General features: G+C 41.3%; 13 protein-coding genes. 6 read left to right on the top strand and 7 right to left on the bottom strand.

The window, feature by feature from the left end:
* Positions 1 to 67 precede the first annotated feature (67 nt).
* The 4 genes from uvrA to EXT43_RS14330 all read left to right on the top strand — a co-directional run bounded on the left by uvrA (position 68) and on the right by EXT43_RS14330 (position 5,792).
* The gene (gene uvrA, locus EXT43_RS14345) at positions 68 to 2,887 is read left to right on the top strand and encodes an excinuclease ABC subunit UvrA (RefSeq protein ID WP_062565993.1); all 2,820 of its coding nucleotides are present in this window, start codon (positions 68 to 70) and stop codon (positions 2,885 to 2,887) included.
* Positions 2,888 to 2,899: 12 nt separating this feature from the next.
* Complete coding sequence (locus EXT43_RS14340; RefSeq protein WP_130167278.1) at positions 2,900 to 3,955, top strand: hypothetical protein; 1,056 nt, start codon at positions 2,900 to 2,902, stop codon at positions 3,953 to 3,955.
* Positions 3,956 to 4,655: 700 nt separating this feature from the next.
* A complete protein-coding gene (locus tag EXT43_RS14335) occupies positions 4,656 to 4,847 on the top strand; it encodes a hypothetical protein (RefSeq protein WP_062565996.1) in 192 nt (63 codons plus the stop codon).
* Positions 4,848 to 4,901: 54 nt separating this feature from the next.
* Positions 4,902 to 5,792: a TraB/GumN family protein gene (locus EXT43_RS14330; protein WP_130167277.1), complete on the top strand. Its 891-nt coding sequence runs from the start codon at positions 4,902 to 4,904 to the stop codon at positions 5,790 to 5,792.
* A 128-nt stretch (positions 5,793 to 5,920) separates the two neighbouring features.
* On the opposite strand, the gene trpS is transcribed toward EXT43_RS14330, so the two are convergent.
* Genes trpS through rpe form a run of 3 tightly spaced genes read right to left on the bottom strand, consistent with a single transcriptional unit; the run spans position 5,921 to position 8,324 of the window.
* Positions 5,921 to 6,925, bottom strand: coding sequence for a tryptophan--tRNA ligase (gene trpS, locus EXT43_RS14325; protein ID WP_054552798.1), 1,005 nt, complete (start codon positions 6,923 to 6,925; stop codon positions 5,921 to 5,923).
* Between the two features lie 50 nt (positions 6,926 to 6,975).
* The gene (locus EXT43_RS14320) at positions 6,976 to 7,641 is read right to left on the bottom strand and encodes a phosphoglycolate phosphatase (protein WP_130167276.1); all 666 of its coding nucleotides are present in this window, start codon (positions 7,639 to 7,641) and stop codon (positions 6,976 to 6,978) included.
* Positions 7,638 to 8,324 (bottom strand): ribulose-phosphate 3-epimerase, encoded by a 687-nt coding sequence (rpe, locus tag EXT43_RS14315; RefSeq protein WP_054563342.1) that lies wholly within the window; start codon positions 8,322 to 8,324, stop codon positions 7,638 to 7,640. The genes EXT43_RS14320 and rpe overlap by 4 nt, the downstream gene beginning before the upstream one ends.
* A 333-nt stretch (positions 8,325 to 8,657) precedes the next feature.
* Here rpe and EXT43_RS14310 point away from each other — a divergent pair, with 333 nt between their 5' ends.
* Both EXT43_RS14310 and EXT43_RS14305 read left to right on the top strand, forming a co-directional pair.
* Complete coding sequence (locus tag EXT43_RS14310) at positions 8,658 to 8,954, top strand: hypothetical protein (RefSeq protein WP_062565999.1); 297 nt, start codon at positions 8,658 to 8,660, stop codon at positions 8,952 to 8,954.
* A 5-nt stretch (positions 8,955 to 8,959) separates the two neighbouring features.
* Positions 8,960 to 9,145 carry a DUF2970 domain-containing protein gene (locus EXT43_RS14305; protein ID WP_054563341.1) on the top strand — a complete coding sequence of 62 codons (186 nt, stop codon included), beginning with the start codon at positions 8,960 to 8,962 and terminating at the stop codon, positions 9,143 to 9,145.
* Here the strand turns inward: EXT43_RS14305 and EXT43_RS14300 are convergent.
* From EXT43_RS14300 to aroK, 4 genes are read right to left on the bottom strand one after another with little or no spacing between them, the layout of a single operon-like run.
* The gene (locus EXT43_RS14300) at positions 9,117 to 9,959 is read right to left on the bottom strand and encodes a Dam family site-specific DNA-(adenine-N6)-methyltransferase (RefSeq protein WP_054563340.1); all 843 of its coding nucleotides are present in this window, start codon (positions 9,957 to 9,959) and stop codon (positions 9,117 to 9,119) included. The genes EXT43_RS14305 and EXT43_RS14300 overlap by 29 nt on opposite strands.
* Positions 9,960 to 10,012: 53 nt before the next feature.
* A complete protein-coding gene (locus EXT43_RS14295) occupies positions 10,013 to 11,404 on the bottom strand; it encodes an AAA family ATPase (protein ID WP_130167275.1) in 1,392 nt (463 codons plus the stop codon).
* Positions 11,404 to 12,474 (bottom strand): 3-dehydroquinate synthase, encoded by a 1,071-nt coding sequence (gene aroB, locus EXT43_RS14290; RefSeq protein ID WP_130167274.1) that lies wholly within the window; start codon positions 12,472 to 12,474, stop codon positions 11,404 to 11,406. Before aroB ends, EXT43_RS14295 begins: the two co-directional genes overlap by 1 nt.
* A gap of 27 nt (positions 12,475 to 12,501) precedes the next feature.
* On the bottom strand, positions 12,502 to 13,020 hold the full coding sequence (gene aroK, locus EXT43_RS14285; RefSeq protein ID WP_036973192.1) for a shikimate kinase AroK: 519 nt from the start codon (positions 13,018 to 13,020) through the stop codon (positions 12,502 to 12,504).
* Positions 13,021 to 13,129 lie beyond the last annotated feature (109 nt).

Genomic DNA, 13,129 nt, shown 5'->3' with positions numbered 1-13,129 from the left:
TCAAGGATTAATCTTATCGCGTATTATGAGATACTGAAAAAATAATTAGGTAATAAAACGAGATAGCATGGAAAACATTGAAGTCCGAGGCGCCCGTACGCACAATTTAAAAGACATCAGCCTAACCATTCCCCGTGATAAGCTGATAGTTATCACTGGCCTATCTGGTTCAGGGAAATCGTCTTTAGCGTTTGATACTTTGTATGCAGAAGGGCAACGTCGTTATGTTGAATCACTGTCAGCGTATGCAAGACAGTTCTTATCGCTAATGGAAAAACCCGATGTTGATCACATCGAAGGTTTATCGCCAGCTATCTCTATCGAACAAAAATCAACGTCACATAACCCGCGTTCAACGGTCGGTACTATTACCGAGATTTACGATTACCTTCGTTTATTATTTGCCCGTGTAGGTGAGCCACGCTGCCCTACTCACGACTTGCCACTTGCCGCACAAACTATCAGCCAAATGGTCGATACGGTTTTAGCTCTGCCAGAAGGTAGTAAGCTAATGCTATTAGCACCAGTGGTAAAAGATCGTAAAGGTGAGCACGTTAAGCTGCTTGAGCAACTCGCAAGCCAAGGTTTTATTCGCGCCCGTATCGATGGCGAAGTCTGTGACTTATCAGATCCACCGACCCTTGAGCTTCATAAAAAGCATACTATCGAGGTTGTGGTTGACCGCTTTAAAGTAAAAGATGGTCAGCAACAGCGTTTAGCTGAATCATTCGAAACGGCACTTGAGCTATCAAGTGGTATTGCCCATGTAGCGGCAATGGACGATTCACTCAGCGAAGACATGCTGTTTTCTGCTAATTTTGCCTGCCCAACGTGTGGCTATGCCATGAGTGAACTTGAGCCGCGTTTATTCTCGTTTAACAACCCTGCGGGTGCGTGTCAAAGCTGTGATGGTTTAGGTGTGCGTCAGTATTTTGATCCAAACCGTGTTGTGCAAAACCCTGAGCTAAGCTTATCGGGCGGTGCAATTAAAGGCTGGGACAAACGCAGCTTTTATTACTTCCAAATGCTGCAAGCAGTCGCAGAACATTATAAGTTTGACCTAGAAGTGCCTTTCCAAGAGCTTGGAAAAGATGCGCAAAAGGTGATTCTTGAAGGTTCTGGCAAGACTAAAATTGCCTTTAACTATCGTAACGACCGTGGCGATTTAATTACGCGTAACCATGAGTTTGAAGGCGTTTTAAATAATATGAATCGCCGCTACCGTGAAACCGAGTCAAACTCAGTTCGCGAAGAGCTTGCTAAATACCAAACAAGCCAAGCGTGTCCGAGCTGTCATGGCTCTCGATTACGCGAAGAAGCTCGTCACGTATTTATTGGCCAAACAAACCTGCCAGCTATCACCACAATGAGTATTGGTGAAAGCATGGCATTTTTTGATGGTTTGAATCTAACTGGTCAGCGCGCCCAAATTGCCGAAAAAATCCTCAAAGAAATTCGTGACCGTTTATCTTTCTTAATTAATGTAGGCCTTAATTATTTATCACTTGAGCGAAGTGCCGATACCCTGTCGGGTGGTGAAGCGCAGCGTATTCGTTTAGCGAGTCAAATCGGTGCAGGTCTTGTTGGTGTTATGTACGTATTGGATGAACCATCAATTGGTTTGCACCAACGCGATAACGACCGCCTACTAAAAACCCTTATTCACTTACGCGATTTAGGCAACACGGTCATTGTGGTTGAGCATGACGAAGATGCTATTCGCGCTGCGGATCATATTATCGATATCGGCCCGGGTGCCGGTGTTCATGGCGGCCATGTTATTGCACAAGGTACCCATGACGATATTCTAGCCAGTAAAGATTCAATCACGGGTCAGTACCTCTCTGGTGAGAAGAAAATTGAAGTGCCGGAGGCTCGCCATCAAACCAACGACAAATGGCTTGAGTTATTTGGTGCCACAGGTAACAACTTAAAGAACGTTGATTTACGCATTCCATTTGGCTTAATGACCTGTATCACCGGTGTGTCAGGCTCAGGTAAATCGACACTTATCAACGACACTTTATTTAAACTGGCTCATACCGAGTTAAATGGCGCAACGACCGCAGAAGCGGCACCGTATAAGTCAATCAAGGGTCTAGATCATTTTGATAAAGTGATTGATATTGACCAAAGCCCTATTGGCCGTACTCCGCGTTCAAATCCTGCAACTTACACCGGTATTTTTACCGGTATTCGTGAGCTATTTGCGGGTACTCAAGAAGCCCGTTCACGTGGCTATAAGGTCGGTCGTTTTAGCTTTAACGTTAAAGGTGGTCGCTGTGAGGCCTGCCAAGGTGATGGCGTGATCAAGGTAGAAATGCACTTTTTACCTGATGTATATGTACCTTGTGATGTATGTAAAGGTCAGCGCTACAACCGTGAAACCCTTGAAGTACAGTACAAAGGTAAAAACATTCACCAAGTACTCGAAATGACCGTAGAAGATGCCCGTGACTACTTTGATAAAATTCCGGCTATTGCACGTAAACTGCAAACCTTAATGGATGTAGGCTTGTCGTATATTCGCTTAGGTCAAGCTGCTACGACTCTCTCCGGTGGTGAAGCGCAGCGTGTGAAACTGGCTCGTGAACTTTCAAAACGCGATACCGGTAAAACCTTATATATCCTTGATGAACCAACTACGGGTTTACACTTTGCTGATATTCAGCAATTATTAGTAGTACTCCACCGCTTACGCGATCACGGTAATACCATTGTTGTTATTGAGCATAACCTTGATGTGATTAAAACTGCTGACTGGATTGTCGACTTAGGCCCAGAAGGTGGCTCTGGCGGTGGTGAAATTTTAATTTCTGGTACACCTGAAGACGTTGCCGAGTGTGAGCGTTCACACACAGGAAGGTACTTAAAACCACTACTATAAAAAGGATATTGCGTGCGTAGGTATTTAAAAATTGCAAAATGGCGCGCTAATAAACAGTTTCAACAACAGCAACGTAGCTGGCAGCCTCATAAAACGAGGCTGGTTGAACGATTACAAGCCATTTGGTTTAACTTAAGTACCGCACAAAAGCTCTATCTTTTAGCATTAAGCAGCCTGATTGTTCTGCAATCGGGCTGGTTAAGTGCCACCATCACCATTATTGCGCTTGTTATTGAATTTTGGCCCAAGTTTAACCAACTTTGGCACTCTCTTGCCGGCAAAGCACTGATTTTAATCTTCTATGCCAGTATCGCTAATTTTGTATTAGCTGGTGCGAGCGGCATAGTTAATGATGTGACTCATGTGTCTTCCAGTCATTTTAACTACACCCATAACTTTGCCACCCTTTTATATTTACCCCCTTGGGCAATGGGAATAACCTTAGGTACTTTATTGTTATTTCAACTTTTTTTACCCTTCTATATCTTTGTTTTATTGCTAATAAAGCCATTTGGCTCTGAGCGAGTTAAGTTTATTAGTCAAAGCTATTCACCACTGTTAACTGCCATCGTGCGCTTTGTTTTAGCGTCAGTGGTCTTTATTAACCTAATTTCGTTCCTTGATGATAAGCCACCTGAAGAAGTACTCGATAATATGGTTAGCACCTTTTTAGATAGCAAAGTTATTGCTAAAGAATCAGGTGAAGAGCAGCAAAAAGCAGTCGAACAACTCGGTGAAAAACTCGAACAACAACTTCCTGAAAGTACACAAAACTCAACCCCTAACCAAGACGTCAATATAGAAGGTGACAGTGAAACCGCCGAAAACCTTCGTCAGTTTCTAGATACCAAAGGTTACTTTGAGCGTAGCAAACGTTTAATTGCGATGTTTGCTTACAGCTTTGAAGCCGATAGCTATTCACGCTGTTTAAAAGCAGAAAACAGTAAAGCCGTTGAGCTGAATGATTACGAAATAGTGCAAGTAACCCCTGATCACCATGCTGAGTATGGCTATCGATTTGAAGTTATTGCTTGTGACTCGCCAGGCGTTACCCCTGTAGAAAAATAGCGCAGCAATCAATATTACTCGCTTGGCTTACTGCGTTTTTCTCTTATGAAATGAAATATCGAAAGCCCAATAAAACCAAAGCAAACTAAGGCGATTACTAAATTAGGTATAAAAATAAGTAACATAGTAGCATCATAGCCGATCTTTGCGAATGCAGCACAAAGGCTACCAATGATAAGTTCAGTTAAGATTATACCAATTCGCTTAATTAAGTGATCTATTTTGAGGCAAGAAAACCTCGTTGATAGCAAGGCAAAAATTTCGTTATTTAGTTGTTCTAAATCAGAAATTTTTAACGCAGATAGCGACAGGTTTAATCCCTCAAAATGATTAAGTATTATTGCGGATTGGTATTAGCTCCCATTCTAATGAGCTATTCGCAGGTACAGTTTTAGCCGCATAATGTTTTACTTTAAAACCCATATCAAAGCCTCCAAGCTCCTATTTGCTACATTCAAATTATCATCAATAGGCAAAAACACAAAAATAAAATGATTTAAAACCTTATTTCCTCTCATAAGAATTACACTTAAACTATTGAAAATATTTAAGTTAACATTTTAAAACCTTATATATAAATCGCTTAGAACTAGATAAGCGACTCAAGCAACTTTCCTCGCTATTGTAGTTTCCATCAACGGGCCACCAACCAACTTTGCTTCGCTGATAAAACTAATCAACCAATTAAGAGAATAAAGTTATGAGCAACTCAGCTTTAAAAATAGTGTCGATACTCGCAGTAAGCACGCTTGTTGTTACACTGCCAAACCCCTTATTTAATAGCCAAGATACTCAAAAATTAGAACAACATCTTGAGATATCTATCGAGGTTTCTATCGAGCAAATGAACAAAAAAGTTGACCATCAAATTGAGTTAAAACTCAACAAGTAATGCCCTGCTTGCCCAGAACATTGGGCAAGCTTTTTCAATTAACAGGCTAAAAGAATGAAACAACTAACTCAATTACTGCTCTCAACAATTGCTGCATCATGCTTGTTAACAACGAGTATTTGTAATGCAAAAAGTGCCGTTTGGCAGGTAAGTAAAGGTGATGAATTTATTTACATTGCCGGGTCAATTCATGTTTTACCGCCCAAGGAACTACCGCTACCGGCCGAATTTAATCAAGCATATAAACAAGCCGATACCCTAGTACTTGAAGCCGATATGCCAGCGCCAAGTAATAGCTCAGCACAACTTACTATGCTTAAAGCACTAAGCTACCAAACTGGTGAAACATTAAGTAGTAAGCTCTCTGCAACAGTAAAAAAACAATTAGAAGCACAGCTTACTCAATACGATATGCAACTTAGCGAACTCGACAGCTTTCGCCCTTTTATGGTGAGCTTGCTGATGATGTCGCTAGAACTACAAAAGCAACAGCTTTTCGGTGAAGGTGTTGATAGCTATTTCGCAAAGCGAGCCAAACAAGACAGCAAAGAATTAGCTTTCCTCGAAACCTTGGCATTTCAATTACACCTTTTTAAGCAATTAGGCAGCCAAGACGAAGATGCCTTTATTCAGTCACAGTTAGCTCAAGTATCAAGTTACCAAGCGCTTTACAGTGCAATGCTTGATGCATGGCGCAATGGCGATATGCACGCAATGAATGAGCTAACTATCATGCCATTAAAACAACATGATCCCCTCACCTACCAAATACTCATTAAGCAACGTAATTTGAATTGGCTTAATCATATTGAGGATTACTTTACTGATCAGCAAAAAGAGTTGGTACTTGTTGGCGCTGCTCATTTGGCCGGTGAAGATAGCCTATTAGCCTTGTTAGAAAGTAAAGGCTACGTGATTGCACAGTTGAGCGCTGATGAGGAGTAAAAAAATGGAAAAAACAGACAAAACCGCTGCCGCACTTATCTGCTTGTTTACTGTTTTAATTGTGCTGAGTTTTTAATAAAAAAATACCGCTTTATAGCGGTATTTTTATTTCAATAATTTGTGCAAGCTTACGGGCGAGGAATAAAACCTACCGCATCGTAGACTGCTTTTAATGTTTTTTCAGCGCGAATACTCGCCTTTTCAGCACCTGACTTCATAATGCTATCAAGTAGTGACTGATCTTCGCGAATTTCTTTAAAGCGCGCTTGGATTGGCTCAATCATATTAACGACCGCTGCTGCAGTGTCTTTTTTCAGGTGACCATACATTTTGTCTTCATATTCAGGCACTAAGTCTTCAATTGAGCGCTTAGTTGCGACTGATAATAAAGTAAGTAGGTTTGATACACCTGGTTTTTCTTCACGATCAAAGTAGATACGAGCTTGCTCGTCTGAATCGGTTACAGCTTTCTTCAGTTTCTTTTCAATCTTCTTCGGCTCATCTAATAACATGATGTAACCGTTTGGATTTTCATCTGATTTAGACATTTTCTTGAGCGGATCTTGTAAGCTCATTACACGCGCGCCAAACTCAGGAATGTAAGGCTCAGGTAATTTGAACACGTCACCGTATAGGTTGTTAAAACGTGTTGCGATATCACGTGTCAATTCAAGGTGTTGCTTTTGATCTTCACCCACTGGCACTTGATCTGCTTGGTATAACAAGATGTCTGCAGCTTGCAGTACAGGGTAAGAGAACAAGCCCACATTAACGTTATTCGCATGCTTAGAAGACTTATCTTTAAACTGCGTCATACGGTTAAGCTCACCCATTTGAGCGTAACAGTTTAAAACCCAACTAAGCTGTGCATGTTCTGGCACTTGAGATTGTACAAATAACGCCGCTTTTTCTGGGTCGATACCACATGCAGCATAAAGCGCAATACCGTCAAGCACGCGCGAGCGTAGCTGCTCAGGATCTTGGCGTACAGTAATGGCGTGTAAATCTACTAACATAAAGAAACTTTCGTGGTCTTCCTGTAGCTTAAGCCACTGGTTAATAGCGCCAACATAGTTGCCTATTGTCATACCACCGGTTGGCTGAATGCCACTTAACACTACTGGTTTACTCATGATGTTCCTTTATATTTTTACTAAACTAAAAAGACGAAATTAAAATGCACTTACCTTTGGGTAAGAACGGGTATTATATCTAAGAAATTCTCGCAGAGGTACTCTGGATTGAAATCAGCGAGGTTTTCACCTTGGTTATAGCCATAACTGAGTGCGACAACGTCAACCTTAGCAGCTTTTGCTGCCAAAATATCACTTTTTGAGTCGCCTACCATAACCGCTTTGGCTGGGCTGACATCTAATTGCTGACAAGCAAATAGTAAAGGCTCAGGTGATGGTTTCTTTGCCATATCATCACCACATACAATCAACTGAAAATGACTAGTCAGTGAAAGCTTATCAAGTAACTTTTCGGTAAAACGACGTGCCTTATTGGTGATCACCACTTTAGGAATACCAGCAAGTGCAGCAAGCCCAGTTTCTACATGTTGATAAAGCGCACTGTAGTCACCTACAACTTGGTCATAGTGCTGATAAAACAAATTAATTGCACGCTCAGTAAGGGCTTCATCTAAATGCTCACTGATTTGCATATCGCCACTTAAACCACGCTTTACAAGTGTTTCTATGCCATTACCTACCCAGCTCTCAACTAGCTTTTGTGTAACAACCGGAAATGCGAGGTCAGTTAGAGTCAGATTCATCGCAATGTATAAATCATAAACACTGTCGACTAAGGTGCCATCTAAATCGAAAAATGCCGCATCGTATTTCATGACTCAACCTTTGCAAGCTCGCTGCGCATCGCATCGATAACCGCTTTGTAATCTGGTTGATTGAAAATCGCTGAGCCTGAAACAAACATATCAGCGCCCGCTTCTGCAATTTCAGCAATGTTATCAACACCAACGCCACCATCAACTTCTAAACGAATATTGCGACCTGAGTCATCAATAATTTTACGCGCTTGACGAAGCTTTTCGAGGGTATGAGGAATAAAGCTTTGGCCGCCAAAGCCAGGGTTAACCGACATTAATAGCACTACATCAACTTTATCGAGCACGTGCTCAAGGTAGCTAAGGCTGGTTGCAGGATTAAATACAAGCCCTGCTTGGCAACCACTGTCTTTTATAAGTTGCAAGGTACGGTCAATATGCTCGCTAGCTTCTGGATGAAAGCTAATAATAGAAGCGCCTGCTTCAGCAAAGTCGGGAATTAAGCGATCGACAGGCTTAACCATAAGATGCACATCTATCGGGGCTGTAATACCGTAATCGCGCAGTGCTTTACAAATCATTGGGCCAAAGGTTAGGTTTGGCACATAATGGTTATCCATCACATCAAAATGTACAACATCTGCCCCACTTGCGAGTACACGATCAACATCTTCACCTAAACGGGCAAAGTCAGCTGATAAAATAGAAGGGGCTATTAAATACTTTTGTAATGTTTCCAACATGAGAGATTCCATCATAATTTGCGACTGCAAGAAGAGCGCATAATGTAACCCAATCGACAGCTGATTAAAACACCACAGCTAACTGTTAAAACGCTATTACTCAAGGCTAATCCTTTTAGCTTATTGAATTAATGTAAATTTAATCAAAAATTGAACAATCGTTCTATTCAGCTGCTTGCATAAATGCATTTAAATGAAACAAAATATAAACATAAAATTTACTTTAAAAGACTAATTTTATTAAATTTTTATTTAATTCAGCCGTAATTAAGTTTGTTATTTGAGCAATTGTTATGTATGCTTGTCTAAATAACACAAACAAGGGTTATTCTCATGCGTGCTTTTAAAATAGGGATCTTAATCGCGTCCGCACTTACGGTTGCTGCGTTTGTATCTTTTTCATCTGCTGATGAAGACGACTTTTTAGCAGCGGCGTCTGGCTGCTCATGCAATACGCTTAACGTATCATCATCTTCTGCTCAATGTATGAAAGCAGAACAAGAAACAGGATGGTTTTCTTGGTTAACGGGTGATAGCCGCAGCGCTCAGTTCCATTATCTTGATTTACTTGAGTTATTAACAAGTAGTGAAGAGTCAAAGAAAGTTAGCGGTTTAGGTTCTAAGTTCTAAATCGCATGAACAAATTCATTAGTGCATTACAAAGTGTCTTTGCGGCATTTTTTGGTGTGCAATCAGAAAATAAGCGTCAAGCTGACTTTAAAGAGCATTCGCTCAGTACTATTATCGTCATTGCCCTCGTTTTATTCAGCCTGTTTGTAGCAGCGATTTATTTCACCGTTTCTTTGGTGCTAAATACATAGCCATTAGCTCATTCACTTTATTGCGTGAACCGCCCTTCGGGCTAATCGTGCGCTTTACCTGAATTTCATCCAGTGATGCTTGGCTGTAGATCTTACGAGTCCACACCGTATCGTGGTTAGAAATAAGTACCGGCGTGTTATTTTCGAATGCAGCCTGCTCAGCTAAATTCGCCAAGTTAGCTTGATCATCTAAATTGAAACCGCCTTTAGCGTAAGAAGTAAATGAAGCTGTTTTACTCAACGGCACATAAGGTGGATCGCAATACACTACCGCATTATTAGGAATAAGCTTAAAGACTTCATCATAGCCTAAACACGTAAAGGTGGCTTGCTGGGCTTTTTCAGCAAAGAAGTGCATTTCTTTTTCAGGAAAATACGGGCGCTTATATTTACCAAAAGGAACGTTAAAAATACCTTTAAGATTGTAGCGGCACAGACCGTTATAACCATGACGATTCATGTATAAGAATAAAATTGCGCGCTCATACACATCGCTGCTCTGATTAAACTGAACACGGTACTCATAATAGGCTTCAGGATGGTTATTGAGCTCTACAAATAGTTTTTTTGCATCGCTAATAAATTCGTCAGGCGTTCGCTTTAGCTCGGTGTACAGGTTGATCAGATCCGCATTAATATCATTTAAAATATAATGCTTAAAATCAGTATTGAGGAATACAGAGCCAGCACCAACGAAAGGTTCAACTAAGGTGTCAGCATCCATACTCGCTTGCTTTAAGCGGGTACGAATATCTTCAACTAGGCTGTATTTTCCACCCGCCCATTTAAGGAAGGCTCTGGTCTTTTGCTGCATCTGCTCTTAACTTCAATTCGGTGTTGCGCGATTTTACACTAATCAGTTTTAATTTACTGATTTAGTGAAGCGATTTCTTGTTTAATTTTACTTATTTTTTTATAAAACGGCTGATTTTTACGCACATTATCAGAAAGTGTTGTTACGCCCTTCTTAGCATCATTCAGTGTGGCATAACTGCCATAAGTGACAATCCACCACGGCTTACCGCTCCGTAAGCTTTGGTAAGTATTTACCTGCCCTTGCAAGCCATTTTCATTAATAAACTTATCACTGATCTCTTGCTTAGTGACCGCTAGTAATTGGATTACGAAATTGTCGTCTGGCTGAGACAAATACCATGCATTCCCAACTAATGGCTGCTCTGGCTCAATTGCAGACTCAGCATCGCTGATGCTGGCTGCTACAACTTCATCTGCCATTGATTGCTCAGTCTCTTGTGCTATTGGCTCTGCTGGCAAAAGGCTATCAACAATCGCAGCCACGTTATTGTTATGACTTTCATTGTTATGGTTTTTACTGTCAGAGCCATCAACTGGCATCTCGGTTTCCAGAGTCGTGTTGTTATCATCATTAGTAGCAACTGGCTGCTGGGCTTGAGACTCATCTTGAGCTTGTTCTAGAACTGGCTCTTTGCTTGCTACAGGGCTATTTATTACTGCTTCTGCAGGCAGTGCTGTTGCCACAGAGCTTGTTGTATCTTGTTGGTAATGTGCTTTCCACCACTCGGTCATATCAGCTTTATATAAAAAGCCAATGATCAACAGCATGGTTGTGATTAAGAGCAAAATTAAATAAAGCAGTTTATAGCTTTTCTCGGGTGTACGAATATCCGCAGTTTGCTGTTCAGGCTGCCAAGCTAGCAATAAGGCAGGGTTACCATGCGCTTCTTGTAAAAATGTGCGAAAAACTGGGTCTTCTTCAACAGGTAGGTTATCGAAAAACCAACGCATAAGTTGCTTACTTTCGCTCAAGTTAAGCGCTTCAAGATGAATTTCGACCGCTTGGCTAAACTGGCCGACCGATTGTGATGCAATCAATATGTATAACGTGCTTGGGCTTTGCTTGGCAAGAATTTCTAATTGCTGAATTAACTCTTCAGATAAATGACGCCCTCCATCAATCACCCATAAACAATCACCACAAGGCTGTTGCTTATAGAGTTGATAGAAGTTTTCAGACAAACTTAAAGAATGATCAATTAGCGGATTGCTAAAGCTTTGTTCTAACAGTTCAGTCATAAACTGTTGGTCAGTCATTTTTCCAGACAACTGAACAAACGCTTTATTAAAGTCGAGGTATTTATCAGTAATGAAGGTTTCTAATAAATAGCTTTTACCAAGGCCTGACGGGCCAAGTAAGCAAATTAGATTTTGCCCATATTCAAACTGCAGAGCGATTCGATCAACTAGCGCAGCACGGCTAGGCAATATTTGCGATTGCATTAGCGCGCTATTAAATCACAAACCTGCTGATCAGTAACATCACTTACCAGCGCACATTGACCAAATTGAGTAGGTAGAATAAAGCGAATCGTACCTTTTTTGTTTTTCTTATCTTTACGCATGTGCGTTAAAAACTGCTCGCTTGTCATTTCTGCCGGAATATCGACTGGTAAATCATACTCAGCAATCAATTTAACAATGCGTTCAACTTCTGCAGTAGTTAAGTCATCACGGGTATGTGCAAGGCGTGCTGCCAGCACCATACCTGCCGCAACGGCTTCGCCGTGTAGCCAGTTACCGTAACCCATTTGTGCTTCGATAGCATGACCAAAGGTATGCCCTAGGTTAAGTAAGGCGCGTAACCCTGCTTCTTTTTCATCTTGTGCAACAATCAAGGCTTTGATTTCACAACAACGGTAAATCACATGCTGTAATGTTTGCTCATCAAGTGATTTAAGGTTAGCGATATTTTGCTCTAGGTAGGCAAATAATTCAGTGTCGTAAATGAGGCCGTATTTAATTACTTCAGCCATACCTGCTGCGAATTCACGCTCAGGTAAAGTATGAAGTGATTGCGTATCGATAAACACGGCTTGCGGCTGATAAAATGCACCAATCATGTTTTTACCAAGTGGATGGTTCACTGCCGTTTTACCACCAACCGATGAGTCCACTTGCGAAAGCAAGGTAGTTGGTACTTGAATAAAAGGCACGCCACGCTGATAACATGCAGCAACAAAACCAGTTAAGTCACCTACAACACCGCCACCTAAGGCAATAAGGCAAGTATCACGACCACAGTTATGTTCAAGTAAGAACGCCGATATCTTTTCAAACCACTCAAGTGATTTATATTGTTCGCCATCAGGGATGGTAAAAGATAACGGGTTAAGATCAGCCAACGACGTCATTACATCATCAAGATATAAAGGTGCAATGGTGTCGTTGGTGATAATGATAGGCCGACAATCACCTATGTGCTCGCGTAGCCGACCAGTCTCTTTAAGAGCAGATTGACCAATATAAATAGGATAACTTCGCTCGTCCAAATTAACTGTTAATTCAAGCATAGCTAGTTTCCTTTTTATTATTGGTTTTTAAAAATCTAATTTCTCGATGATTTGATTAGCAACAACTTTCGCGCTTTGCTCATCAGTGCGGACAACAAAATCAGCAACTTCTTTGTATAACGGTTCGCGTTCTTCAGCTAAGCGTTCTAATACATCACGCGGTGCTTCTTCTGTTTGCAATAATGGGCGACGCTTGTCGCGCTGCGTGCGTGCAACCTGCTTTTCGATTGGTGTCTCTAGGTATACAACGATACCGCGAGCTGATAGCTTGTTACGCACTTCTTTACTGATCACAGAACCACCACCAGTAGCAAGAACAATACCTTGCATCTCTGTTAGGTCTGAAATTACAGTTTCTTCACGAAGTCGAAAGCCCTCTTCACCCTCAAGATCGAATACCCAAGCAATGTCTGCTCCAGTACGACGCTCGATCTCTTGATCTGAATCGAAAAATTCAAGGTGTAATTGGTCAGCAATGTGACGACCAATTGTGCTTTTGCCAGCCCCCATAGGGCCCACTAGAAATATATTACGTTTCTCAGCCATATCTTTTTAGTACAAACGAACTCTAAAATTTGAAATAAAACCCCGCCTAACGACCTGGCCCCAAAATTAAGGAGGGGATTATCTCAGTAATTGCTTGGGTATTTCAAGT

Source organism: Pseudoalteromonas sp. CO109Y (genome assembly GCF_004208935.1).
Lineage (GTDB): Bacteria > Pseudomonadota > Gammaproteobacteria > Enterobacterales > Alteromonadaceae > Pseudoalteromonas > Pseudoalteromonas shioyasakiensis.
The sequence above is the reverse complement of the archived record's forward strand: the minus strand, read 5'-3'. Positions and strand labels throughout refer to the sequence as shown.

Coding starts and splice junctions, on each gene's coding strand:
- uvrA (WP_062565993.1), top strand. CDS start 68: ATGGAAAACATTGAAGTCCGAGGCGCCCGTACGCACAATTTAAAAGAC.
- EXT43_RS14335 (WP_062565996.1), top strand. CDS start 4,656: ATGAGCAACTCAGCTTTAAAAATAGTGTCGATACTCGCAGTAAGCACG.
- EXT43_RS14330 (WP_130167277.1), top strand. CDS start 4,902: ATGAAACAACTAACTCAATTACTGCTCTCAACAATTGCTGCATCATGC.
- trpS (WP_054552798.1), bottom strand. CDS start 6,925: ATGAGTAAACCAGTAGTGTTAAGTGGCATTCAGCCAACCGGTGGTATG.
- EXT43_RS14320 (WP_130167276.1), bottom strand. CDS start 7,641: ATGAAATACGATGCGGCATTTTTCGATTTAGATGGCACCTTAGTCGAC.
- rpe (WP_054563342.1), bottom strand. CDS start 8,324: ATGTTGGAAACATTACAAAAGTATTTAATAGCCCCTTCTATTTTATCA.
- EXT43_RS14310 (WP_062565999.1), top strand. CDS start 8,658: ATGCGTGCTTTTAAAATAGGGATCTTAATCGCGTCCGCACTTACGGTT.
- EXT43_RS14305 (WP_054563341.1), top strand. CDS start 8,960: ATGAACAAATTCATTAGTGCATTACAAAGTGTCTTTGCGGCATTTTTT.
- EXT43_RS14300 (WP_054563340.1), bottom strand. CDS start 9,959: ATGCAGCAAAAGACCAGAGCCTTCCTTAAATGGGCGGGTGGAAAATAC.
- EXT43_RS14295 (WP_130167275.1), bottom strand. CDS start 11,404: ATGCAATCGCAAATATTGCCTAGCCGTGCTGCGCTAGTTGATCGAATC.
- aroB (WP_130167274.1), bottom strand. CDS start 12,474: ATGCTTGAATTAACAGTTAATTTGGACGAGCGAAGTTATCCTATTTAT.
- aroK (WP_036973192.1), bottom strand. CDS start 13,020: ATGGCTGAGAAACGTAATATATTTCTAGTGGGCCCTATGGGGGCTGGC.